Here is a 23,759-nt window from a genome sequence, read left to right as displayed (position 1 = left end):
TACAAATATTTTACGCGATCAAACATTTTTTGTATTTATTTATGTGATTGCTTTTAAGCGAATAGATAGATTTTATGGAGGTGTAATGTTGAGGAAGAGAAAAGAAGTATTGATCGTGTTGTGTACAATAGCGATAATCATGATGATAGGTATTGGAATAGTTAGCCCTATATTACCGCATTATGCGAGGTCATTTGGAGTAAATATCGCTATGGTCGGACTTTTGATTACAGGATTTGGCGTTGCAAGAATTTTGGTGGATATTCCTGCCGGAAGATTGGTCGAGGTATTGGGAAGGCGGCCCATGTTGATTGCCGGGCCAGCTTTACTGGGGGGAGCGTCCTTTTTTTGCGCCCTGGCCAAGACCTATCCGCAACTGTTGTTTTTCAGATTTTTGCAGGGTCTGGGCTCCGGTTTATATACAACAGCTGCGATGGTCATGCTTGCCGATATCAGCAACGTTAGGACCAGAGGTCCCATGATGAGCTTTTATCAAGGCGCCATATTAATCGGTGCAGGGCTTGGTCCGACTCTTGGGGGGTACATAGCTGATATATGGGGCATTCGAGCTCCCTTCATAGTCTATGCATTCATGGCGGCTTTCGCTACAGCCTGGGCTTACTTTAAACTACCTGAAACTAAGTCCCCTAAGACGGTAAGGGAGATTTGCGACGACATTTCTATCGATGAAAGCGGAGATGCCAGGCCTGGAGCAACGTTTATGGGAAGCATATTGAAGTTATTTGAAAAGAAAGAATTCCTGCTTGGTTCGCTTGTGACCTTCGGTATATTTTTCACCCGTACCGGCACGCAAAACCAACTCATACCCTTGCTTGGAGCAGATAGATTGGACCTTTCGGCCTCGCTCATAGGTACAGTTTTGACTGTGGTAACAATTTTTCAGTTTTTGGCGCTGCTTGTCGCTAGCAGGCTATCCGCCAGACTTCCTAGGAAAATTTTAATAACGCCTGGGAGCGTTGCTTTGGGCATAGGATTGGCATTGGTGGCCTTCAGCAGAAGCTATTGGTCGTTAATCGTTAGTGCTATGGTTATGGGTATCGGCATAGGCTTAGCGGGGCCCGTTATATCTGCTTACGTCGCAGATACCCTGTCGCGGGAGGAATACGGGATAGGTATGGGATTGTACAGGGCAATAAGCGATATTGGCTTCGTGGTTGGGCCGGTTATGTTGGGTTGGCTTGCCGATAGGGTAGGTTTTTCGACACCGATACTTTTGAACGCTTCATTTGTTATATGTATAGCCTGTGTTTTTCACATCTTTGCCCGAGAGACCGCTAAGTAATAGAGCACTGAATAACAAATGGATATTGCATCTCATTAGCTCTTCTTGACAAAGTAGGGATGCTTTGCGAGAATTAAAAAGAGGTAGTGTATCTATGAATTCATTCAAAACAGAGGGGGTGAGAAAGGGGATATAAAATTTGCTCTATATTCCGCTAGAGAAAAACTTAAAAACTGAGGAGGGGGAAGGGTTTCATGGTTACTTTAATTGAAAAGATGCTTAATGAAGCAATTGATGCCACAAAATCCGTTTTTCTTGTGATAAAAGAAAAACGCGGTGGTCAGTTTAGGCTGGATGACTGCAAGCCCTATGTCGATGCGGTCAACAAGATGTCCGTAGGCGAGGGTCAGTGCAAGGAAGTCATCGATCTTCACGTCCAGTCGGTCAATGCCCATTACGAGATTTTAAAGGGCATGACGGACTACATCCGGCCGGAGGACGATCCCTTTGTAGAGCATTTCCAGACCCCGCCCATTCTCGAAATACTGTATGAGGAAGATCCGGAATTCAAGAAATCGATGGAGAAGTTCATCGAAGCTATCGGTGAAAACAGGGCGTTGATTGGGCGCGAGGCAGCACGCAGATATGGCGGCATGTACGGCCCTACATGTGTTGTTGATTTTGCGATGTCCGTAGGTTCTGTGCCTAATCTTGTGAATAAAATTTTACTCGGATTAGATATTCCGGACAAAGACAAAAAGACAATCCTTGCTTGCAAATCCTGGGGCATGAATACATCCTACGGCTTTGGTGCTGCCTTTCGGGCTGCCATTGAGGCAGGGAAATCGGCTGCCGAGGCGGAAGATGCAGAGATAAAACAGTTCCAGTTCATATATAAGGAACCTGTGGAAGCTCAGGCGAGGCTCATGGAGACTCATAACCTTGGCGGACACGGTCCTCACAGCTCCTTCGATGTGAGAAAGTATATGGCACAATATAAAGAAAGAATGCGTCCCTATGTTGTGGCTGCCTTGAAGGCCGGCGTGCATCCGGCCAACATAACGGCTGTTCCGGCTTATTGCGTCGGCGATGTGGGACATCACATTTCACAATCGGCGTACAATATGTTTAAAAACGACATGGTCTTTGGAATATACGATGCTGTAATGCAGGTCTTCGAAAACACCCTTAAGAAGGGTTTGAAAGAAGGGGCTTTCAAAAGCGAGTGGGACGTTTTGGCAGTCGCTACTGGGGCCCCGGCATGCGCCGTGGCTTATATCCTATGGCTTGACAGCTTCACTGTTCCTATGGTGATTGACCTTCTTACAAAGCGGTTCTATAACTATTGTGCCATGAACCCGAAGAGAGGGGAGGCCGACGAACTTCACAACGTGGATTTCATGGACGTAATATTGAGAGGGGAAGAAATTTTGGATATCAGTCCCCTTGGAGCAGGTGGTAAAATTAAGGGAATCGAGGTAGACCTTTCGCCAATTGACAAACACGAAATAGTGAGCAATCCTCAAAGGTACACCTATCCTGCCTGTGCCATAACTCAGAGGTTTGCTGCTTTGATGGCGCTGGCAGATTTTCCGTGCTACTTGACACCAGAATGTACTACCGCCACTTTGATGACAAACATCGTGGCCAAGAATCCCGGTATGCCCGGTGCTCCTGTTAGAGCCTGCAAGGGATGTGCCGTGACGAAGCTCATCAAGAGAAACGTCCCGTACGTCAAAGGTGAAGGGGCAGGCCCCTGCGGATACTGCGAATGGTATAGAGCTGTTTAGTTAGGGTCTTGTAGAATGGGGGGTTCGGAGAAATTCCGGCCCCCCTTAATATGCAAAGGGGGTAAATGTCTTGAAAAAAATCCTGCTTCAATTGGATTGCGATTCTTTGCCCAGCGTTTTCGATGCCGTAACAGCTTATGACGCCGGAGCTGATGTCGTCCTGCAATATGGAAATGTAACGAAAGAAAACGTCAGGGATTTAGTTTATGGAGTTATGTTTACCCGCGGAGGAGACAATTTGAAATTCAGCACCATCTTTATAGGCGGTTCCAAGGTGATTGAGGCTGCCGAAATAATTGAAATAGTCAAAAGTACATTTTTCGGTAACGTGAGGAATTCAGTCATGTTCGATCCCAGTGGTTGTAATACCACAGCTGCTGCTGCAGTTGCAAAGATGACCAAAGAATGTGACGTAAAGGGGCAAAAGGTAGTTGTTTTGGCGGGTACCGGTCCCGTAGGACAAAGGGCAGCAGCGATGTTTGCCATGGAAGGGGCAAAGGTCTTTGTTACATCCAGAAAGCTGGAAAAGGCAAAAAGGTCTGCGGAAGAGATAAAGGCTATGTTTGGTTTGGAAGTAAACGCATGTGCCGCCTTCGACGATGAAAGCACGAAAGAAGCCCTGGATAGTGCTGTAGCCGCTCTTTGCACCGGAGCGCCCGGAGTTACTTTAATCGGGGAGGAGTTGTGGAAGGGTCATCCTACTTTGCGAGTCCTTGGGGACGTCAACGCTGTGCCGCCCCTTGGCGTGGAGGGGATGAAATCTTCTTTCAACGGAGAAGTGATAGAGGGGAAGGTATTGTTTGGTTCCATGGGAATCGGCGGACTTAAGATGAGAGTGCACAGGGCATGCGTCGCAAAACTTTTCGAAAAAAACGACATCGTTTATGACGCAAAATCGATATTAGAGATGGCCAAGGAGCTTTCCTAATTGAGGGTCTTACTCGTAGGGGTGAGCACAAGGGCTATAGCGCAGTCTGCGTTAAAGGCGGGCCTAAATATCGTTGCTGTCGACTACTTCGGAGATCTTGATCAAAGGCTCATAATTCCCAGTTTGGCAGTAGGAAGGGATTTTGGTCTTCCTTTTAGCGAGGAATCGATCGTTAAAGTTTGTTCCTTGATCGAATATGATGCCGTTATTTATACCGGGGGAGCAGATATCAAGCCCTCTCTTATAGACTTTATTTCGAAAGACAAATTATTGTTAGGCAACGATTCTGAAGTTTTGCGCGACATTAGAAATCCTGTAACATTGCGCGACGCCTGTCGCACAATGGGGATTAATTTCCCAACGACCTTGCTGCCCGATGAAACGAGCAATATGGATCTTAATGAAAGATGGTTGATGAAACCGGTGTATGGTGGAAGCGGTTTTGGCATCCGTTTTTATGAGGGGGAGGAGCTAGGAGAAGGATTTTACATTCAAGAGTTCGTGTCAGGTCTTCCAGCCTCAGCGTCTTTCTTGTCTAACGGAAAGGACTGTCGACTTTTAGGCATGACACGACAGCTTATAGGTGATGAATTGCTTGGGGGTTCGGGCTTTAAGTGGTGCGGCAACGTGTTTCCCCTTTCGCCTGCTTTTGCTGGTCTGGCAGATGTGATATCACAATGGGGAGAGAAAATGGTGGGTCATTTTGGCCTAAAAGGCCTGTTCGGTATAGATTTTATATTAGGTGGAGACGAAAGACCCTGTTTAGTGGAGATCAATCCTCGATACACGGCTTCTATGGAGCTGATTGAACCCTATGTCAACATGCCCTTACTTGCCCTCCACAAATTGGCCTGCGAGGGCAAGTTGGAAGAGGTATCCTTGGTCAATACGTCAGAATGCGTCTCTAAAGGCATAGTTTATGCCAAAGCAGATTCAGTGACCCCCGATACATCCAGTTGGCTCGGGGTGCATGCCGACATTCCATTTCCAGGCGAGAGCATTCCCAAGGGTTCTCCTGTATGTAGCGTATTTGGTAAAGGTATAAGCGAAGGAGGCTGTCTTTTCCATCTATATGAAAGAGCAAATGAGGTATATCGAGAGTTAAGAAGCGACGATTATCATGAAAGGCGGAAAGATTGACGTGCAAGTTTGTACTTTGATATCCGGACGGACGCTGGAGCAGGCCAAGGGCATGCATGGCGGTAAAAATAATGACGGCTATAAAAAAGCAGTCGAAAAGGCCTTTTTATCGCCCCTGCTTCTGGAAAAACTTGGTTTAAGTGAGGGAGAGGAGATTTTATTGACGACTCCTTATGGAAGTGTGCGGGTAAAGACGTGCGCAGACATGGGATTGCCTGAAGACGTGGTTTTCATGCCCATGGGCCCAATGGTTAACCTTCTGGTAGGACCCGAGACTGAGGGGACAGGTATGCCATCCTTTAAGGGCTTAAAGGTGGAGGTCGACAAGGCGCGATGAAGATCGAAAAGAACGTCGTATGTACCTTTTGCGGTTGCCTGTGTGACGATATAACCCTAACTATTGAGAATAACAACATAACCAAGGTAGAGAAGGCATGTGCCAACGGAAGAGGTTTGTTCGAAGGTTACGATCCTCATTTCCGTGCGCCCCGAGTCAACGGTAAGGAGGTTGCCTTTCCGGAGGCGATAAAAGAAGCCTCGAATATTCTCTCCTCTGCTAGGTATCCATTAATATATGGTTTATCTTCCACATCGGTCGAAGCGCAACGCATCTCGGTGCAGCTCGCAGAAACTATCGGTGCTTCAATAGATTCTACTTCTTCTGTATGTCATGGGCCCACGGGTCTAGCCATGCAGTCTGTTGGAGAGTCAACCTGCACCTTGGGGGAGATAAAAAATAGGGCAGATTTGCTTGTATTTTGGGGTTGCAACCCTCTTGTATCTCATAGCAGACACTTCGCCAGGTATTCAGCCATGCCCAAGGGGCGTTTCATCTCAGAAGGGAGGAAAGACCGCAAAGTCGTAGTCGTTGATGTCCGTCGTTCAGAGACGGCCAAGTCGGCAGACCTATTTATACAAATAAGGCAAGGATATGACTACGAGGTCCTTTTAGCGATAAAGGCTCTTTTAAAAGGGAAGGTTTTAAGCGCAACCGAGGTTGGAGGGGTTCCGACAGAACTATTACAACAATTTGTTCATACGATGAAGTCATGTCGTTATGGTGTCATCTTTTTCGGAATGGGTTTGACCATGACGAAAGGTAGGGATTTAAACGTTCGCGAGGTCTTTTCTCTGGTCAGGGAGTTGAATAATTATACGAGATTTTCTGCTATGCCGATGCGAGGTCATGGCAACGTGACCGGAGCGGATCAGGTTATGTCCTGGCTATGCGGGTATCCTTTTGCCATCAACTTTTCCAAGGGGTATCCCAGGTACGGCCCCGGCGAGTTTACCGCTGTTGATTTATTGTCCGGCAGAGAGGCAGACGCTTTGCTAGTCATAGCATCAGATCCGGTTGCACACTTTCCTGCTGAGGCAGTAAGGTATATCGAGAATATTCCATCCATAGTGATAGATCCCGTGGAGAGCTTGACCGCGAAAATCGCTACTGTTTATTTTCCAACTGCTATGTATGGGGTAGACTGCGAAGGCACTGCCTATAGAATGGACAGTGTACCCTTGCGATTAAAAGCTCCTTTGGAACGGCAGAGAAAGAGTGATGAAGAGGTTTTGGAAGCTATCTTTGAGGGCGTGAAAGAATGTTAGTGATAAAAAACGGTCGGGTATATGACCCGATAAACGGTGTAAAGGGAGAAATTAGGGACATTTACATTGAGGGCGGCAAGATTGTGGGAAAGCCCGAACACATCACTAAAGATACAATATCAATAGATGCAGATGGCATGATTGTGATGCCGGGTGGTATTGATATGCATGCTCATATTGCAGGGTCAAAAGTGAATATGGGCAGAAAGCTCTGCCCCGAAGATCATTATGAGCATTTTAGGGTTGCCGAAAGGGGATTGAGGTCCGGCGTCGGTTCCAGAGTGCCTACGACTTTCATGACTGCCTACAGATACGTCGAGATGGGGTACACCACGGTCGTAGAAGCTGCATCTGCCCCACTGGTAACACGTCATACACATGAAGAATTAAGAGACATGCCTTCTGTGGATAAAGCAATATTAATTACCATGGGTAATAACGAAATTTTAATGGATAGGATTTCGCAGGGCAAAATCGACGAAGCAAGGGATATCGTGGCCTGGCTGCTGAAATCAACTGGAGGTTATGGCGTTAAAGTAGTAAATCCAGGCGGAGTGGAGAACTGGAAGTGGGGAGGTAATGTAGAAAGTTGGGATGACGAAGTACGACATTTTGACATTTCATCGAGAAAATTGATAAATACTCTAGTCACTATAGTTGATGAGCTCAAACTTCCCCATTCGGTGCATCTACACGGAATTAACTTAGGGTTGCCCGGAAACGCAGATACGACAGCGGAGATCATAAAAGATATCCCCGGCAGACTTCACCTCTGTCACCTGCAGTTTATGAGCTATGGAAGGAACAAAAAAGGTGGGCTTCGCAGTGACGCCTGGACTGTTGCCGAAGTTTTAAATGGGCATCCCAACGTGACAATGGACGTCGGCCAAATCGTTTTCGGCAATGCCGTCACTATGACGTCCGATGGGCCTCTTGAGTATAGAATACAAAAAATGACGGGCCATAAGTGGTGTAATGATGATGTGGAGTGTGAGACCGGCGGCGGAATAGTTCCTTTGGAATATAAAATTAAATCGGTCTCGTCGGCAGTTCAATGGATTACTGGTATGGAGCTTTTTTTACTGACTAAAGATCCGTGGCAGTTGGCTCTCACGACAGATCATCCCAATGCAGGGCCTTTCTTCTGTTATCCTCAGGTTGTAAGGCTTTTGATGGATAAAGATTACAGGGATCACTTTATAAGCTTATTGCCTCCTAAGGCCTTCAAGGGGTCGGTCTTGAGGGAATTGAATCGAGAGTATACTCTTTATGAAATAGCGATAATAACGAGAGCTGCTCCAGCAAAGATATTAGGCTTGCCGGAAAAGGGACATCTGGGCATTGGAGCCGATGGAGACGTGGCGGTATATGATCCTAATCAGTTCGGAAAAAGAAAGTGTCTCTGCAGCTTTAAACCTTGTCTCCGAGCCCTTGATTTTCCGTCATGGGTTATTAAGGGTGGAGAAATAGTCGTGAGGGATGGTGTGATTTTAAGGGATATCCCCGGGGTGGTATATAGGGTGAATCCTTCTTATGACGGGCTAATCGAAGATAAAATAAGAGAAGATTTTGAGAGATACTATACCCTTTCTTTTGATAACTATCCCGTCCAGGAAGAGTACTTAAAAGACACTAAAGGGGTGGCCTGCCAATGAACTTACAGGAACAGAGACACGCTGCCTTTATCCTTTTAGGAGCCAACTTAGGCGACAGACAAAGCAATATTTTGCAGGCGCTTCAATATATCCAGGTAAGAGCGAAAGTAGAAAGGGTATCTTCTTTCTACGAAACGGAGCCGTTAGACGGAAGTGACCAGCCGAAGTACCTGAACATGGCTTGTCAAATTATCACCGACGATTCGCCTAAAGACCTGTTGGCTTTTTTGAAGTGGATAGAGAGGAGGATGGGACGCACCTTTGCTGAGAGAAATGCCCCCAGACCCATAGATATAGATCTTTTATTTTACGATGATCTCATAATAAAGGAAAGTGATATATGGATACCTCATCCTAGAATGCAGGAAAGAGCTTTTACTCTAATTCCCTTGGCTGAAATAGCTCCAGACTATGTTCACCCCCTTACAAACGAGACGATAAAAGATATGTCTCAAAAAATAGATGCTTCAACTGTGAAAAAGGTAGACAGAAGCCTTAAATTCAAACTGGAAAGCGATATACAGGGTGGTCGACCCTCGATCAATGTCGGCCTGTCCAGGGTGGGCATTACAAATTTGAATAGGGTAATAAGGTTGGGGGTTAAGGGTAAGGTGGAGCTTTTTTACGCCACGCTTGATTTTTTTGCCTACCTCGATCCATACAAAGCAGGTGTGCACATGTCAAGATTTACAGATGTATTGGAAGGCATAGTAGAAGAGATTTCCCTGGAACCTTCTCCGGATATTGAAAGCCTTGCCGAGAGGCTTGCCCTTCAGGTTGTTCAGTCTCAGAGAGCTAAGAAAGCCGAGGTGCGGATAAAAGCGAAGTATCCAATGGAAAGGGTGACTCCGATTTCGGCCAAGAAGACCGAGGAATTGTTTACATTCATCGGTATCGCATCGACTGACGGCAAAATGTCTCGCAGGGTTATCGGCGTAGAAGTTGATGGGATGACTGCCTGTCCCTGCGCTCAAGACATGATGGCTTCACATTCGAGGATGTTGCTTAAGGAAGCAGGTTATACTTCAGAGGAAGCAGCAAAGATCGTCAGTTTGATCCCGATGGCTACTCATAATCAGAGGGCAAGGGGGACGCTGCTCGTCGGTTCTGACATGTCCGTTCGAGCGGAGCATCTGGTACATATTATAGAGGCATCAATGAGTTCTGAGACATATGAACTGCTTAAGAGACCTGATGAGTTTTTTGTTGTCAATAAAGCTCATCAAAATGCCAGGTTTGCTGAGGACGTTGTTAGGCATATGCTGTTGAATTTGGTGGAAGTTTACCCCGATCTTCCCGATGATACTTTTGTATTGGCTAGAGAGGAGAGCTTGGAAAGCATCCATCAACATAATGCCTTTGCGGAAAGAAGCGGATTACTGGGCGATATAAGAGGTGAAATACGCTTAAAAGATGATATCTTATGTTCAAGTGTTACTATGGAAGAGTGGTTGAAGCTATGAAAGTCGCATGGGTTGTTACCGGGGCAGGACATTTTCTAAAAGAATGTTTGGAAATTGTCGAAAAAAACAAAGACAAAATAGACCTTTTTTTATCAAGCGCCGGCATTGAAGTAATAAAGATGTACAAATACGGCGATTTCTTAGAACGTAGGGACATCAACATAGTAAAAGACTACAAATCGAGCTCGCCATCCTGTGGAGCATTTGCTGCCGGAAGATACGATCTTTTGGTCATAGCGCCTGCGACCTCGAATACAGTGGCTAAGTGCGCTTTAGGGATAGCCGATTCCCTTCCGTCAAATCTATTTTCCCAGGCTGGAAAATCAAAAGTTCCGATATTTGTTTTACCAAGCGACGTATCTCCAAAGATAGAGTCTCTTACGCCAACGGGAAGAAAAATTATGGTGTACCCCAGGCCCGTCGATTTGCAACACCTCCGGACTCTGAAGACTTTTCCGGGTGTAGGGGTAGCAAATGATCTCAGGGAGTTGGAAGATTGTCTAAGATTTTATTTGTAACTGGCAGGTTAGCCCATAACGCCTTGCTTAATATTCTGAAGAATATGGACCCTCCTTTTTCTTATGAAGTGTCCGTTTTACCTATCTCCGTTGCGGCTCTTATGAACGTTACCTGGGTTATGTCGCAGTTGAGGAGCGTAGGGGATGCGGATGTCGTCATTTTGCCTGGCCTGTGTCAGGGCGATGAGAAGGTGCTTGCCGAAGCGTTGGGCGTGGAAGTCAAGAAGGGTCCTAAGGACCTAAAAGACCTCCCCAGCTTTTTCGGTTTTTCGACGCATTTGAAAAAGACAAAGCCCAATATAAGGATATTGGCCGAGATAGTTGATGCCCATAAGATGACGTTAAACGAAATTGTCAATAAAGCACTTGATTACAAAGCCAAGGGAGCAACGATAATTGACATTGGCGGACCAAATAAGGGGTCTATCTCCAACATTGGCGACATTGTGTCGGTTTTAAAGGAGTTGAACTTATGCGTTAGCCTCGACACATTTGACGAAAAGACAGCCCTAGAAGCTGATAAATTCGGCATCGACCTTTATTTGAGTGTCAACAGTTTTAACATAGATCTTGCCTTCAGGCTGTCATGTCCGGTGGTTGTAATACCCGATTTTGAAGACAAAAACCTTAATTCATTGGAAAGAAACGTGGCCAGATTAAGGGATAGAGGCAAGAAATATCTGGTTGATCCCATTCTTGACCCCCTTCCCTTTGGCCTTTCCGAGTCGATCGGACGCTACGTGGAATACAGAAGGCGCTTCCCTGATGATGAGATGCTTATGGGGATCGGAAATCTGACAGAACTTACGGAAGCAGACTCTACCGGAATAAATGCCATTCTTTTGGGTATTTGTGCGGAGCTCGAGATCAATTATGTCTTGACAACTGAAGTGACAAGTTGGGCTAGGGGTGCAGTAAGGGAAACATACCTGGCAAGCTTAATGCACGAAAGTGCAAGGGAATCGGGGGTGTTGCCCAAGGGTTTTAACCTGGGATTAGTGACAGCCAAGGATATTCCTTTCGAGGTCTATAGCGAAGAGGAGATAATCGACATTCATAAAAAAGTAACGGATAAAAACTTCCGTATTTTTGTAGCAAATGAGTATATATATATCTTCAACAATTCGATATTTTTGAAGGGCAAAGATATTAATATGCTTTTTCAATCCATTGGTGTTAACGATCCGGGTCATGCCTTTTATTTAGGGAGAGAGCTCGAAAAAGCTTCTTTGGCCGCGAAATTGGGCAAAAAATATATGCAGGAGCGCCCCTTGGACTGGGGTTATTTGTCAGACGATGATTTATGAAGTTATAGTTTCCACCTTGAATGCCGACGGATCTCCCAATTGGGCACCTATGGGCTTAAGGGAAAGTGAAGGCCGATATTTTTTGTACCCCTATAAATCCAGCCATACATACAGAAATCTATTGAGATTTGGCTACTTTGTAGCCAATATGACAGATGACATTTTATCCTTTTGCCTTAGCGCCCTGGATGATCCTGATCTTCAATGTCGACAAGCTCAAAAAATAGCCGGATTTGTATATGTAGATGTTTGTTCCTGGATTGAATTTGATGCCTGCGAAGTGAGCGGAGAGGCAGATAGAGGAAGCTTCCTCTGTTCTGTTCTTTATTATGGAATAGGGCGTCCCTTTAAGGGCTATAATAGAGCTAAATGTTCAATTATGGAACTTTTGATAGCAGCAACAAGATATCAATTTTACAAAAAGAGTTTTTTTGATAGGTGCATATCCGAGGCGAAGATCATAGTAGAAAAGACTGGAGGAGAGCGGGAAAGGGAAGCGCTTGCCGTCATAGATAATTATCTTAAGGGGGTATTTAGTTGAGGGCTGTTCACGTCGAGACAGGCGCTAGACTGCATTTTGGTTTTCTTGATTTAAATGGGAACCTTGGAAGAATTTTCGGCGGCATAGGCGTGGGCATAAATGAGCCAAAGGTAGTGCTGGATGTCTCCTTGAACGACATTTTGACAGGAGAGGGACCGGATGCTGAAAGGGCATTGCAGTACGCAGAGAAGTTTTTGTCTTTCTTCGGCATTCAAGGAGGTGTTGCCATAAAAATCATTTCCTCCATACCCTCCCACGTCGGGCTGGGATCGGGAACGCGATTGGCCTTAGCAGTAGGCAGGGCCCTTTCTGCCCTCTTCGGGATAGACGTATCGGTGAAGGATTTGGCAGGCATAATGGGAAGAAGCAAAAGGTCAAGTGTCGGTACTGTAACGTTTGAAAGAGGAGGGTTTGTCTTGGATGGGGGGCACAAAAGGTGGGACGGAACAGGTTTTCCTCCTTTGCTCTTTCACAGCCTGCTTCCGCGAGAGTGGGCCTTTGTCGTTGCAATACCTTTGTTTCTTGAAGGAATAAGCGGTGCTGAAGAGGACGAAAAATTTCGATCCCTAAGCATACACGAGGAGTTGTCTTCAAATATATGTCGAATTACATTGATGAAACTGTTGCCTTCCATTGTAGAAAAAGAAATCTGTGGTTTTGGTGAAGCTGTTACAGGAATACAGGATTTGGTTGGCCGTTGTTTTTCTAAGGCACAAGGGGGGAATTTCAACTCACAACTGTCTGAGGACATGGCGCTTTGTATGAAAAAAGAAGGAGCTGTAGGCATCGGGCAAAGTTCATGGGGGCCAACCGTTTACGGCATAACGCAAGATCATGGGACTGCACGAGTTATTTGCGCGAAGCTTAAAGACACATTTGGAGATGGCTCGTTGATATTTGTTACTTCCTGTGCGCAGGAAGGGGCAAGCGTGGAAGTGAGAGGGGATCGATGTAATGATTTATAATGGAGTTAATGTCGAAGATACTTACGCAGAGGCATTTTCAATGTGGGGAAGCCGCCTCGTAGTTACGGCAGATACCCCTGAATGGGCCATGACGGCAGCGGTGTCTGCCACAGGATTTGCTACATCCGTCATTGGTTGTGGCTGTGAGGCGGGAATAGAGGGGGAGTTGAATAGTACTCAGACGCCGGACGGCCGTCCCGGAACAAGCATTTTGATCTTTGGCGTTTCCAAGTCAGCTTTGGAGTCTCAGCTCATCTCTAGAATAGGCCAATCCATAATGACCTGTCCCACTACGGCCTGCTACAACGGACTTGATGAGGGAGAGCAGATAGACGTTGGCGGAAAACTCAGATATTTTGGGGATTCTTATCAATCGAGCAAATTTCTCGACAAGAGGAGATTTTGGAGGATTCCCGTAATGGATGGGGAGTTTTTGGTCGAGCAAAAGTTTTGCGTGAAGAAAGGCGTGGGTGGCGGAAACTTGTTGATTTTGGCTAAAGACGTTACCTCTTGTCTCGAAGCTGCCCAAAGGGCCGTAAAGTCCATGAAGAAAGTGCTAGGGATAATTCTTCCCTTTCCCGGCGGTATCGTCCGAAGCGGTAGTAAAGTTGGCTCTACATACCCTTTTTTGAACGCTTCCACAAATGTTTCTTTTTGTCCCACCCTGAAAAGGCAAGTAAAGACTTCGTTGTCAGAGGAAGTGAATGCCGTTTATGAAATAGTCATAGACGGTTTGGATGAAAAGTCTGTAAGAGATGCGATGGGCTACGGCCTCCTGGCCGTATGTGCCGCTGATGTAGTCTCGGTAACAGCAGGAAACTACGGCGGAAGTCTTGGGCAGTACAAATTTTATTTGCTCGATATTTTAAAAAATATATGATTTGATAATATATCATAAAAATATTAAGGTATATTCAAAAAATATCGATAAAAGACCTGTATTTATATATTTTAGGCTTAGCATATTAGGATGATCGTATTTCAGGGCAACTGCTCAAGGAAATTGCCAGGCAATTCTGGTGGGAATCGCAATAAGTTAATATCGGAGGATTCGGTAGTTAATTGGTCCCTGCTTTTTGAGGGGATAGGTTGCAGTAATTTAAGACCGAAGGCCGGGGTGAAATTTATGAGAGGTTGTGCCCTATGCACCTTGGGGAAAATCTATTCGGTGAATGAAAGGGGCGTTACCTTAACCTTGAAAGAAATCGGTAAAGTTCCTGTCGAAGTCGACGGAATTTTACCTGATACGGTGTTGAGCCTGGGTGCAAGGGAGATTGGCCAATTAAAGGTGCAAATTGGAAAGCAAACAGTTGAACTTGGGGATGTCTTTGATATCAAGTGCGACGGAGACGAGGCTTTGATATTCGAAGGAGACCTAAAACGCGTAAAGCGAATAGGCGAAAACATGTCTCAGGGACGAATCATGGTCAAGGGAGATGCAGGCATGCACTTGGGCCAACGCATGAAAGGCGGAACGATTGTCGTTAATGGTAATTTAGAGCCACGGTGCTGTTGTGAGATGTCGGGCGGGACGGTAATCGTAAAGGGCAATGCGAAGGCCATGCTAGGCTCTCCTCTTCCGGGAAACAGCAAGGGCATGAGAGGCGGTATGATCATGGTCTTCGGCTCTGTCGGAAACAGGGTTGGAGAGGGGATGAGGAGAGGCCTCATAGCAGTGACGGGAGATGCCGGAGATTTTGCTGGAGCCAACATGATAGCAGGTACGATCGTCGTATTTGGAAAATTGGGGCTCAACTCAGGCGGTGGCATGAAGAGGGGGAGCATAGTATCGATAGGAGGAACCGATAGAGTGCTTTCAACGTTTGGCTATAGTTGCCTTTATTCGCCCACATACCTGAAGCTTTATTTTAAGTATTTAAGGGATTGCGGTTTTCCCATGAACGATGAAATTTTTAACGGTCTTTACAGAAGGTATGTTGGAGATATGTCTTCGCTGGGGAAGGGGGAGATTTTGACTCTTGAAAACTCTTAATGAGGGAGCGTATGAACGCGTAAGCGAAATGATCGAAAAATCTCATGAATTGGGCATATCCGTTATTAAGACAAAGGCAGGATCGACAGTTTTAGACGTTGGCATAGGTTCGAATGGTTCTTATGAGGCAGGCAGACTTTTCGCAGAGGCATGCATGGGAGGCTTTGGAGAGGTAAGTTTCGGGGTCTATCCTGAATTATCAATCCCTAGCGTTACAGTGCAGGTTGCAAATCCTGCAGTTGCCTGCCTTGCTTCGCAATATGCTGGTTGGGCCCTGAAAGAGGGAGATTTTTTCGCACTGGGTTCCGGCCCCGCCAGGTCGCTTTACTGCAACGAGCCCTTGTATTCTGTGCTTGAATACAAAGAAACTTCGCCCGTTGCCGTGCTAGCGATCGAATCATCTATACTTCCCCCTGAAAGCTTATTGGATTCGATATCAAGAAAATGCGAAGTCGATCCGAGGGATCTGTACGTTTTGGTGGCACCCAGCAATTCCTTGGCAGGAGCCGTTCAGATCGTATCGAGAGTAGTTGAAACAGGGGTTCATAAACTATTCGAACTAGGTTACGATACGACGATGCTCATCCACGGTTACGGAATTTGCCCCATTCCCCCGACACCAGGAGATTTTATGACTGCTATGGGTTGGACTAATGATGCGGTATTATATGGTGGCAAGGTGTGGTTTACGCTCTGCGACAAAGATTCTGCAATCGATTCCATCGCCGAAAAACTGCCTTCCGCATCTTCTAAAGATTACGGTTTACCTTTTTCGGAGCTTTTTAAAAGATATAATTACGACTTTTACCATGTCGACCCCATGCTTTTCAGTCCGGCAAGCGTATCAATAAACAATATTGCTACAGGGCGTTGGCAGAACTTCGGAAGAGAAAACCTCGAGCTTCTGAGGCGCGAATGGTTTGAACAATGAAGGTAACGATATTGGGATCGGATAACGCCTGGCACGTTGAGGCACTGATAAGGGCATTTCAAAAAAGAGGTGTTGTCGTTAACGTTCTTCGCGCCAAAGAAATGAAGGCTTTTATAAAGGGCGATACACCTTGTCCGGGCGTTGGGACAGATATTGGAGATGTGGTTTTAGTACGTTCCTTGCCTGGAGGTTCGTTGGAGCAGGTGATATTTAGGGTCGACTTGCTTCATGTGCTGGAGGAAGTTAAGGACGTAGAGATTGTAAATTCCCCTCGGGCTTTGGAGAGGACTGTGGACAAGATGTATACTACAGCCTTGCTCTCCCGGGCAGGATTGAAAGTTCCGGAGACTTACATTACTGAAAGATATGAAGATGCCATGGCTGCCTTTAAGGAACTGGGATGTGATGTAGTGGTTAAGCCTCTCTTTGGTTCGGAAGGCAGGGGTATGATAAGGGTGACGGATCCCGAGACTGCTCATAGAGTATTTATGGCATTATATCAATGTAGATATGTATACTATCTTCAAAGGTTCATTCCCCACGAAGGTAGTGATATAAGGGTCTTCGTGGTAAATGGGCGTGTTATAGCGGCGATGAAGAGGCACTCATCTGATTGGAGGTGCAATGTGGCCCTAGGAGCAGAGGTTAGCCCTTTGGATCCGGACACCAGTATAGTCGATTTAAGCCTACGCGCTGTCGAGGCCGTTGGAGCATTTTATGCAGGAGTTGATATTTTGCCCTCCAAAGAAGGAGAGCTTTACTTATTGGAGGTTAACGGAATACCAGGTTGGAGAGGGCTCCAGCAGGTTGCGCAATCGGACATAGCATCGACCATTGTCGATGCTATGTTGTGATAGAGTGATTAAACATGATGTATGCTATAGACGAGATTCTCTGGGCCGCTCAATTAGCTTCAATCGTTGAAGTATGCTCAAAGAAACCTGGCAACGTTCATATAAACAGATCTTTTCACGACACTAACCCCTTTGATTTTTTTGCAGGGGCTGTCGCATTGGGTTCGGCCTTTCAAGAGCTTGACAGATTGTCCGTGGGAGAAATCGTTTTGGAAAGCATTAAAGCAAGAGCAAAGCTCACCTCTGCAAATGTGAATTTAGGCATTATATTGCTATTGGCTCCCCTTTCTAAGGCTGCCCTATGTTGCGATAACGATTCTGATACCGAAGCTATTCGCAATTCCTTAAGAGGTGTTCTTGGCAGTCTAAGCGAAAGCGACGCCGTCAAGACATATGAAGCCATAAGGATGTCGGGCGCAGGCGGTATGGGTCGGGTGGACCTATATGACGTAAATGAGATGCCTCAGGGAATCACTTTGAGAGAAGCAATGGCTGCTGCTTCGGATAGAGATTCTATCGCAAGGGAATACGTGACCGATTTTTCCATTACCTTCGAGCTCTCCTTGCCATCCTTTGCAGACGCGCTGGAGAGGGGGTTGAGATTGCGAGATGCAGCTGTGCAAGCCTTTTTGACAATCCTTTCCAAGGTTCCCGATACTTTGATATTCCGCAAGCTGGGATGGGAGGAAGCGGTAGAGATTTCCGGAAAGGCCTTCGAGGTTTTGGAGAGGGGAGGGGTTATGACCGAAAGAGGAAGAAAATCTATTCATAATTTCGATAACTTCCTCCGGAAAAAAGGAAATAAAAGAAATCCAGGCACGACGGCAGATTTGGTGGTATCGGGGATTTTTTTGTATTTCCTGGACGCTATTCATCGCGGCCTTATAAGAGATCTCGTCACACGCTGGTAGTTTATCGAGGCAGTGAATCGATAATTTTATTCGATCACCGAAGAGGGGATTTTTGAGCGACGAAAGGCGTTTCTTAATGACCTTTGTATTAATTATTTCCCCACGCAAAACTGGCTAAAAATCAAATGAATCAGGTCTTCGTCGAAATTACGTCCCAATAATCTGTCAATATGGTATCTCGCCTCGAGCAAATTGGAGGCGACGAGATCTTGCGGCTCTCCGGATGCTAGGGAGGATATGGAATTTTCAACACAGGACAACACGCTTTTCAAGGTCTCTATTTGCCTTGCCGTTGCATTGAAACCCTCGTTTATTGCCGAATCTTTGAACAGTTTCTTGACAATTCGTTCCTTTAATTCCCCTATGGCTTCTTTGTCATAAGAGGAGAGGACCATGATTTCGCTTTCTGGAAGCATTTGCTTAACGTCTTCAAGTGAAATTACTTGGGGGATATCGGCTTTATTGATCGTCACGATGTGGGAGTGATTTTTAAGCTCCATCGCCATGTCGATCTCTTCTTTGGTGAGTTGCTCGCTTCCATCTATTATCCATAGCCTCAAGTCGGCCTCTCTTAAAGCCTTTTGAGCCATGCTTACGCCAATTGTTTCCACTAGGTCATCCGTTGCCCTCAAGCCTGCTGTATCCATAAATATGATGGGAATTCCTTTGTGCACTATGCTTCCTTCTATGATGTCTCTTGTAGTGCCTGGTATAGGAGTTACAATAGCACGCGTTTCCTCTAAAAGGGCGTTAAATATGGAAGATTTCCCCACATTCGGGCGGCCGACTATCGCTACCTTTATTCCCTCTCTGAGTGCTTTGCCAACTTTGCAGCGATATATCACATCTTGGAGATTTAAAGCTATTGCATTCAAACTTTGGAAGAGATCATCTTGAGATAGATATGGTATATCTTCCTCGGGAAAATCGAGGTTAGCCTCTAAAGTTGCAGAAATATTGAGCAGGGAATCGTATATACCATTGACCCTGGCGGACAGCTCCCCACGCAAGGTTCTTGCAGCAGAAAGGAGCGCTTCGTCACTTTTGGCTCTTATCACACCAAGTACTGCTTCGGCCTGGGTTAAATCTATTCTTCCGTTCAGAAAAGCCCTCTGTGTAAATTCTCCTGGCTCAGCAAGGCGGGCACCATGAGCGATCAGAAGCTCGAGACATTTTGAGGCGACAAGCAAGCCGCCATGGCAGTGGATCTCTACCACATCTTCGCCCGTATAGCTTTTTGGCGCGCGAAACCAAACTCCCAACACCTCATCTATTGGGGCACCCCTTTCGTCGAGTAAGAATCCGTTTCGCATATATCTGGGGGGCGTGTCTTTAAGGGGTTTGATTCCTCTAAATGCTTTTTCTGCAATATCAAGAGCTTGGGGACCGGAAAGCCTTACTATGGCTATTCCGGCCTCACCCCAAGCTGTAGATATAGATGCGATAGTGTCATCTAAGTTTAAAAAACTTTTTTCCAACACAAATTATTCTTTCCCTTGTCCAAAAGATCATATGATTATACCTCTTCTTTCTTGGAACAGAAAGAAGAGGGCAGTTGTTTTTCGCTAGGACTTCAAAAGCTCTTTCATAGCCTCTCCTAGACGTTTGATGCCTTCGTCCATGTCGCTTGGGGAAGCGAAGGTGAAGCACATTCTGAAGCAGTTTTTGCCGCCGTTTTGATTTGGGTAAAAGGATTCGCCAGGAACAAAAGCTACCTTTTTTTGCAAGGCCTTCTCATAAAGATCGGCCGTCTTTAAATTTTTCATCTCAAGCCAGTAAAAAAACCCTCCCATTGGCTTTACCCAGGTAACTTCTTCCAGGGGGAGGTATTTTTTGAGGCATTCCTCCATGTTGTCTCTTTTCTTGCGATAATGATCAACGATATTGGGTAAGTAGCTGTCGAGGTGTCCCTTTCTGCAATATTCATATACCAACGCTTGGGCTACTACACTTGAGCATAAATCGATGCCTTGTTTGAAGATCGCCATTTTTCTTATTATTTCCTTGTTGCCTACAGCCCAAGCAACGCGCGTTCCGGGAGCCAGGATCTTGGAAAAAGTGCAGGCATGGACTACAAGGCCGGACTGATCTAATGAAAAGAGCGTGGGCAGGTCTTCGCCCTCAAAGCGTATGTATGCATAAGGGTCGTCTTCGAGAATGGCAATCCCGTATCTGTTGGCTATTTCGACCAGTTTCTTCCTTCTTTCTAAGGACATAGTGCAACCAAGGGGGTTGTGGAAGTTAGGTATTGTGTAGATAAACTTTATCCGCTTGCCCTGAGATAGGGCTTTTTCTATCTTTTCGGGTAGCTGATCCACAAGCATTCCATCGGCGTCACATGGTATGGTTAGAAATTGAGCGCCATGATTGTGCATGGTCAGTGCAGTCCCTACGAAGGTGGGCTCTTCCGTTATGATCAAGTCGCCCTTGTCCAAAATTGCCCAACAAAGGAGATCTACCACTTGAGTGGATCCCGTCGTTATTAAAAGTTCATCTTCCGTGATGGCCCTGCCCATTCTGGGTTTAAGCCACGAACAGAGAAAGCTTTTGAGTGGAGGATATCCCTCAGTGGTTCCGTATTGGAGCACGTCTTTTCCTTGTTCTTTTAAAATACTGGCAGACTCATAGAACAAGTCCACCGGAAAGCTTTGGGGGTCGGGATTACCGCCTGCAAAAGAGATCATTCCCGGTTGCCTTATCACGTGCAGCATTTCCCTTATCGGCGAAGGCCTCAAAGTGCTTACCTTTTCGCTGTACAGCTTTTCCCAAACGCTCATTATCTCTCGCCTCCTACTTTTGTTAGTCCTGCCACAAAACATAGTTATATTATAGCATGCAATCTAGTGACTGCTCAAAGAGTTTTTGCTGCTCGCACCGTCATGAATAATAAAATTGGTGTAAAATATCATAAACAAACATAGGATACGAAAATTGCAGGAGGTGGCTTTGGCACATGAAAAGAATAGATCTGTTGAGCGAGTTAGTGCTGGAAAACCAAACAAAACTATTATTACTGGTGATAGACGGGCTAGGCGGTTTGCCGGGGGAGAACGGCAAAACGGAGTTAGAGGCCGCCTCGACTCCTAACCTTGATAAGTTGGCCTCTAAAGGCGAAGTCGGATTGCTGCAGATGGTAGAACTGGGAATTACTCCGGGCAGCGGTCCTGGACATTTGGCCTTATTCGGCTATGATCCCTTGGACTTTCGCATTGGAAGAGGAATCCTCGAAGCTTTGGGCGTAGGGGCTCAAGTAGCACCACAGGATGTATGCGTGAGGGGGAACTTCGCGACCTGGGGCCCCGACGATGTCATAGTCGACAGAAGGGCCGGTCGTATATCCACGGAAAAAAACAGGGAGCTAATAGCCTTTCTTTCGAAAAATATAGAGGAAATAAAGGGAGTAAAAGTAAAACTTTACCCTGGGGAAGAACATAGATTCGTGGCTGTATTCTCCGGTGATGGCCTGTCGGAGGAAGTCGAGGACGCTGACCCCCAGAAGAATGGTCTTCCTATGAGGTGGGCAGAACCCTCATCTTCAAGGGGAAATCTTATGGCGAGCGTAGCGAACGAATTTATAAAGAGGGTTAGAGAGTTGCTGGCGGAGGAAGAACAGGCCAACGGTTGTTTGTTGAGAGGTTTTTCACAAGCTCCCCATATGCCTTCTTTATCTCAGCTCTATAAGATAAATCCCGTTGCAATCGCCACCTATCCCATGTATAAAGGCATTGCCCGTCTGGTTGGCATGGAAGTGGTTGAGGCTGACAGAGGATTAGAGGGACCTTTCGAAGCCCTTTCCTCTCAATGGGACAAATACGATTTCTTTTACGTCCACGTAAAGTATAGCGACAGCTACGGCGAAGATGGTAATTATGAGGCTAAAAAGGAAGTTTTGGAAAAACTTGATTCCTTGATACCAAAGGTATTGGAGCTTAAGCCCGATGTCTTAGTAGTAACCGGAGATCATAGCACCCCAAGCCAATTAAAAAGCCATTCCTGGCATCCGGTGCCTGTTTTGTTGGTTAGTCCGTACGTTCGTCACGGCAATTGCTCCGGCTTTGGTGAAAGGGAGTGTGCCAAGGGAGCGCTGGGAATTATGTCCGCCCATCATCTCATGGGTTTAATGTTAGCTCACGGGTTGAGGCTGTCAAAGTACGGCGCCTAAATCTCTTTGTGAGCGGGAGTTGGTGAATGTCAATGGCAAGCGCACCGTATGCACATTATGAAGGCGCATCCTTCTATCGATCAAAAAAATGGTCCATAGGGGAAGGCGAGATAGGGGGCAAGGCAAAGGGAGTAGCTTTTGCTGCGGAAGCCCTTCAGACCAACCCTTTGGGGAAGTGTATAGATTTTCCCAGGGTGTCCTATGTACTTACCACAGAGGTATTTAATGACTTCATGGTGCGCAATAATTTAGAGCCCATCGTCAGGGGTGCCGAAAATTTTGAGGAGATTGAGAGGGCTTTTGAAGCGGCCAATTTTTCTGAGAGTTTGCGCCATACCCTTGTTAACATTTTGCTTGATATCGACACTCCAGTGGCAGTCAGGTCTTCGTCAGTTCTGGAAGACGATCTTGCCTTTTCCTTTGCCGGCAAATACTCGACGAGGTTTTTTGGAAATAGCGGAGATCTGGAGTACAGACTTCACAGGTTTGAAAGGGCAATAAAATTAGTTTACGCATCCACTTTCAACCCATCTGCCAAGGAGTATCGCAGAAGACACGGTATTAAACTGGCGCAGGAAAGGATGGCCATAATAATACAGCCAATTGTAGGCAGAGAGCGAGGCCAATTATATTACCCCGAGTTGGCCGGAGTAGCCTTCTCAAAGGTATATCGTCGCCCAAGTCCTAGAGTAAAAAGAGAGGAGGGCTTGTTGCGACTGTGTTTTGGCCTTGGTACCAGGGCCGTCGCAAGGGCTAATGCCAAGGTTTTTTACTTAAGCCTGCCGGGGCTTAGAGTCGAGGGCAACAGGGCCAGCGATATCATCGCTCATGCTCAAGACGAATTCGATTATATCGATTTAAAAAGAGGTTTCTTTTTAAGCAACAGAATAGATATGGCCTTAGACCACATAATTACTCACCACAAAAATGCCTCTTCCTTTTTGGAATTGAGCGACGGAGAGATGTTTTATATGCTACACGGCGGTATTGTTTCTGATATTCAAAAAATGTGGCCTGTTATGACTTTCTCCAACTTTCCTCGCAGATTCTCCACATTTTTTGAAAAAATACGTTCCCTGTTGAGGCTGATGGAGGAAAAAGCGGGACTTGCTGTGGATTTGGAATTTACGTACGAGACCGAAGATGATCGGCTTGCTTTAGTGCAAATGAGGCCTCTTGCTACTTTTGAAGAGTGGGGTGATGTGGAGATTCCCCAAATACCGTCCGAGCGGATGGTATTGCGAGGAAACAGAATGATTTCCAACGGAAAGTTGAGGGGTGTTCGCCATCTCGTCTATGTCGACCCCAAGCTATATATGGATACGAGGGAATTCGTTCAGATTGCGCGAGCCGTAGGGAAGGCAAACGAAAAGCTTTTGGGAAAAAGGTACATATTGGTAGGCCCCGGAAGATGGGGCAGTACAAATCCTTTGCTTGGAGTACCCGTATCATACGGAGAGATATCGGGATGCGGCTGCATAGTGGAGGTAAGTGTCCCCAGTGCCGGAGTTGTGCCTGAATTGTCCTATGGATCTCACTTCTTCCTTGACCTCGACACAGACAAGATACTATATTTACCCGTTTTTTGCGGAGAGCATGGCAATATTTGCAACGAGCAGTGGTTTGAGAAGACACCCTTCTTTATGGGCGAACATGAAGCCGTAAGGATCTATGAAGGAAATTTCGGAGTGTATTTAAATGGAGAAAGAGAAATAGGAGTCATTGTCGACGAGACCTAAAGGAGGTTTAGGTT

21 protein-coding genes are annotated in these 23,759 nt (G+C 46.0%); 19 read left to right on the top strand and 2 right to left on the bottom strand.

Features of this window, described 5'->3' with window-relative positions; translation table 11 throughout:
- The first annotated feature begins 85 nt into the window (after positions 1–85).
- The 17 genes from B3N34_RS01110 to B3N34_RS01030 all read left to right on the top strand — a co-directional run bounded on the left by B3N34_RS01110 (position 86) and on the right by B3N34_RS01030 (position 17,844).
- Positions 86–1,303, top strand: a complete 1,218-nt coding sequence (locus B3N34_RS01110; protein ID WP_286974092.1) for an MFS transporter — start codon at positions 86–88, stop codon at positions 1,301–1,303.
- 194 nt (positions 1,304–1,497) lie between these two features.
- Complete coding sequence (locus B3N34_RS01105) at positions 1,498–3,033, top strand: DUF2193 domain-containing protein (RefSeq protein WP_286974090.1); 1,536 nt, start codon at positions 1,498–1,500, stop codon at positions 3,031–3,033.
- 70 nt (positions 3,034–3,103) lie between these two features.
- Positions 3,104–3,961, top strand: coding sequence for an NADP-dependent methylenetetrahydromethanopterin/methylenetetrahydrofolate dehydrogenase (locus B3N34_RS01100; protein ID WP_286974089.1), 858 nt, complete (start codon positions 3,104–3,106; stop codon positions 3,959–3,961).
- On the top strand, positions 3,962–5,101 hold the full coding sequence (locus tag B3N34_RS01095; protein ID WP_286974088.1) for an ATP-grasp domain-containing protein: 1,140 nt from the start codon (positions 3,962–3,964) through the stop codon (positions 5,099–5,101). It abuts the gene before it with no gap.
- A complete protein-coding gene (locus tag B3N34_RS01090; RefSeq protein ID WP_009202344.1) occupies positions 5,082–5,438 on the top strand; it encodes a molybdopterin dinucleotide binding domain-containing protein in 357 nt (118 codons plus the stop codon). Before B3N34_RS01095 ends, B3N34_RS01090 begins: the two co-directional genes overlap by 20 nt.
- Positions 5,435–6,706 carry a formylmethanofuran dehydrogenase subunit B gene (locus B3N34_RS01085; protein WP_286974087.1) on the top strand — a complete coding sequence of 424 codons (1,272 nt, stop codon included), beginning with the start codon at positions 5,435–5,437 and terminating at the stop codon, positions 6,704–6,706. The genes B3N34_RS01090 and B3N34_RS01085 overlap by 4 nt, the downstream gene beginning before the upstream one ends.
- Positions 6,700–8,361, top strand: a complete 1,662-nt coding sequence (locus B3N34_RS01080; protein WP_286974085.1) for a formylmethanofuran dehydrogenase subunit A — start codon at positions 6,700–6,702, stop codon at positions 8,359–8,361. The genes B3N34_RS01085 and B3N34_RS01080 overlap by 7 nt, the downstream gene beginning before the upstream one ends.
- Complete coding sequence (gene mptA, locus B3N34_RS01075) at positions 8,358–9,824, top strand: GTP cyclohydrolase MptA (protein ID WP_286974083.1); 1,467 nt, start codon at positions 8,358–8,360, stop codon at positions 9,822–9,824. The genes B3N34_RS01080 and mptA overlap by 4 nt, the downstream gene beginning before the upstream one ends.
- A complete protein-coding gene (locus B3N34_RS01070; protein ID WP_286974081.1) occupies positions 9,821–10,342 on the top strand; it encodes a flavoprotein in 522 nt (173 codons plus the stop codon). The genes mptA and B3N34_RS01070 overlap by 4 nt, the downstream gene beginning before the upstream one ends.
- A complete protein-coding gene (locus B3N34_RS01065; RefSeq protein WP_286974079.1) occupies positions 10,321–11,649 on the top strand; it encodes a DUF6513 domain-containing protein in 1,329 nt (442 codons plus the stop codon). Before B3N34_RS01070 ends, B3N34_RS01065 begins: the two co-directional genes overlap by 22 nt.
- Positions 11,639–12,190, top strand: coding sequence for a DUF447 domain-containing protein (locus B3N34_RS01060; protein WP_286974078.1), 552 nt, complete (start codon positions 11,639–11,641; stop codon positions 12,188–12,190). Before B3N34_RS01065 ends, B3N34_RS01060 begins: the two co-directional genes overlap by 11 nt.
- A complete protein-coding gene (locus B3N34_RS01055) occupies positions 12,187–13,155 on the top strand; it encodes a beta-ribofuranosylaminobenzene 5'-phosphate synthase family protein (protein WP_286974076.1) in 969 nt (322 codons plus the stop codon). The genes B3N34_RS01060 and B3N34_RS01055 overlap by 4 nt, the downstream gene beginning before the upstream one ends.
- Positions 13,145–14,035 carry a formylmethanofuran--tetrahydromethanopterin N-formyltransferase gene (gene fhcD / locus B3N34_RS01050; protein WP_286974074.1) on the top strand — a complete coding sequence of 297 codons (891 nt, stop codon included), beginning with the start codon at positions 13,145–13,147 and terminating at the stop codon, positions 14,033–14,035. Before B3N34_RS01055 ends, fhcD begins: the two co-directional genes overlap by 11 nt.
- 246 nt (positions 14,036–14,281) lie before the next feature.
- On the top strand, positions 14,282–15,148 hold the full coding sequence (locus B3N34_RS01045) for a formylmethanofuran dehydrogenase subunit C (RefSeq protein WP_286974072.1): 867 nt from the start codon (positions 14,282–14,284) through the stop codon (positions 15,146–15,148).
- On the top strand, positions 15,135–16,079 hold the full coding sequence (mch, locus tag B3N34_RS01040) for a methenyltetrahydromethanopterin cyclohydrolase (RefSeq protein WP_286974071.1): 945 nt from the start codon (positions 15,135–15,137) through the stop codon (positions 16,077–16,079). Before B3N34_RS01045 ends, mch begins: the two co-directional genes overlap by 14 nt.
- The gene (locus tag B3N34_RS01035) at positions 16,076–16,933 is read left to right on the top strand and encodes an ATP-grasp domain-containing protein (protein WP_286974070.1); all 858 of its coding nucleotides are present in this window, start codon (positions 16,076–16,078) and stop codon (positions 16,931–16,933) included. Before mch ends, B3N34_RS01035 begins: the two co-directional genes overlap by 4 nt.
- Positions 16,934–16,947: 14 nt before the next feature.
- A complete protein-coding gene (locus B3N34_RS01030; RefSeq protein WP_286974069.1) occupies positions 16,948–17,844 on the top strand; it encodes a triphosphoribosyl-dephospho-CoA synthase in 897 nt (298 codons plus the stop codon).
- 92 nt (positions 17,845–17,936) lie between these two features.
- On the opposite strand, the gene mnmE is transcribed toward B3N34_RS01030, so the two are convergent.
- Together mnmE and B3N34_RS01020 are read right to left on the bottom strand one after the other, a co-directional pair.
- Positions 17,937–19,325: a tRNA uridine-5-carboxymethylaminomethyl(34) synthesis GTPase MnmE gene (mnmE, locus tag B3N34_RS01025; protein WP_286974068.1), complete on the bottom strand. Its 1,389-nt coding sequence runs from the start codon at positions 19,323–19,325 to the stop codon at positions 17,937–17,939.
- 84 nt (positions 19,326–19,409) lie between these two features.
- On the bottom strand, positions 19,410–20,621 hold the full coding sequence (locus B3N34_RS01020; protein WP_286974067.1) for a PLP-dependent aminotransferase family protein: 1,212 nt from the start codon (positions 20,619–20,621) through the stop codon (positions 19,410–19,412).
- A 176-nt stretch (positions 20,622–20,797) separates the two neighbouring features.
- On the opposite strand from B3N34_RS01020, the gene B3N34_RS01015 reads away from it, so the two are divergent.
- Together B3N34_RS01015 and B3N34_RS01010 are read left to right on the top strand one after the other, a co-directional pair.
- Positions 20,798–22,006, top strand: a complete 1,209-nt coding sequence (locus B3N34_RS01015; protein WP_286974065.1) for a 2,3-bisphosphoglycerate-independent phosphoglycerate mutase — start codon at positions 20,798–20,800, stop codon at positions 22,004–22,006.
- Between the two features lie 32 nt (positions 22,007–22,038).
- Positions 22,039–23,745: a PEP/pyruvate-binding domain-containing protein gene (locus B3N34_RS01010; protein ID WP_286974047.1), complete on the top strand. Its 1,707-nt coding sequence runs from the start codon at positions 22,039–22,041 to the stop codon at positions 23,743–23,745.
- Positions 23,746–23,759: the final 14 nt, after the last annotated feature.

The organism is Acetomicrobium sp. UBA5826 (assembly GCF_002433005.1).
In the GTDB taxonomy this organism is placed as follows: Bacteria; Synergistota; Synergistia; order Synergistales; family Acetomicrobiaceae; genus Acetomicrobium.
This window is presented reverse-complemented; position numbering and strand designations above follow the sequence as displayed.

Excerpts from the sequence above, each read along its gene's own strand:
- B3N34_RS01110 (WP_286974092.1), top strand. The coding sequence starts at position 86 with ATGTTGAGGAAGAGAAAAGAAGTATTGATCGTGTTGTGTACAATAGCG.
- B3N34_RS01105 (WP_286974090.1), top strand. The coding sequence starts at position 1,498 with ATGGTTACTTTAATTGAAAAGATGCTTAATGAAGCAATTGATGCCACA.
- B3N34_RS01090 (WP_009202344.1), top strand. The coding sequence starts at position 5,082 with ATGAAAGGCGGAAAGATTGACGTGCAAGTTTGTACTTTGATATCCGGA.
- B3N34_RS01085 (WP_286974087.1), top strand. The coding sequence starts at position 5,435 with ATGAAGATCGAAAAGAACGTCGTATGTACCTTTTGCGGTTGCCTGTGT.
- B3N34_RS01080 (WP_286974085.1), top strand. The coding sequence starts at position 6,700 with ATGTTAGTGATAAAAAACGGTCGGGTATATGACCCGATAAACGGTGTA.
- mptA (WP_286974083.1), top strand. The coding sequence starts at position 8,358 with ATGAACTTACAGGAACAGAGACACGCTGCCTTTATCCTTTTAGGAGCC.
- B3N34_RS01070 (WP_286974081.1), top strand. The coding sequence starts at position 9,821 with ATGAAAGTCGCATGGGTTGTTACCGGGGCAGGACATTTTCTAAAAGAA.
- B3N34_RS01060 (WP_286974078.1), top strand. The coding sequence starts at position 11,639 with ATGATTTATGAAGTTATAGTTTCCACCTTGAATGCCGACGGATCTCCC.
- fhcD (WP_286974074.1), top strand. The coding sequence starts at position 13,145 with ATGATTTATAATGGAGTTAATGTCGAAGATACTTACGCAGAGGCATTT.
- B3N34_RS01045 (WP_286974072.1), top strand. The coding sequence starts at position 14,282 with ATGAGAGGTTGTGCCCTATGCACCTTGGGGAAAATCTATTCGGTGAAT.
- B3N34_RS01035 (WP_286974070.1), top strand. The coding sequence starts at position 16,076 with ATGAAGGTAACGATATTGGGATCGGATAACGCCTGGCACGTTGAGGCA.
- B3N34_RS01030 (WP_286974069.1), top strand. The coding sequence starts at position 16,948 with ATGATGTATGCTATAGACGAGATTCTCTGGGCCGCTCAATTAGCTTCA.
- B3N34_RS01020 (WP_286974067.1), bottom strand. The coding sequence starts at position 20,621 with ATGAGCGTTTGGGAAAAGCTGTACAGCGAAAAGGTAAGCACTTTGAGG.
- B3N34_RS01015 (WP_286974065.1), top strand. The coding sequence starts at position 20,798 with ATGAAAAGAATAGATCTGTTGAGCGAGTTAGTGCTGGAAAACCAAACA.
- B3N34_RS01010 (WP_286974047.1), top strand. The coding sequence starts at position 22,039 with ATGGCAAGCGCACCGTATGCACATTATGAAGGCGCATCCTTCTATCGA.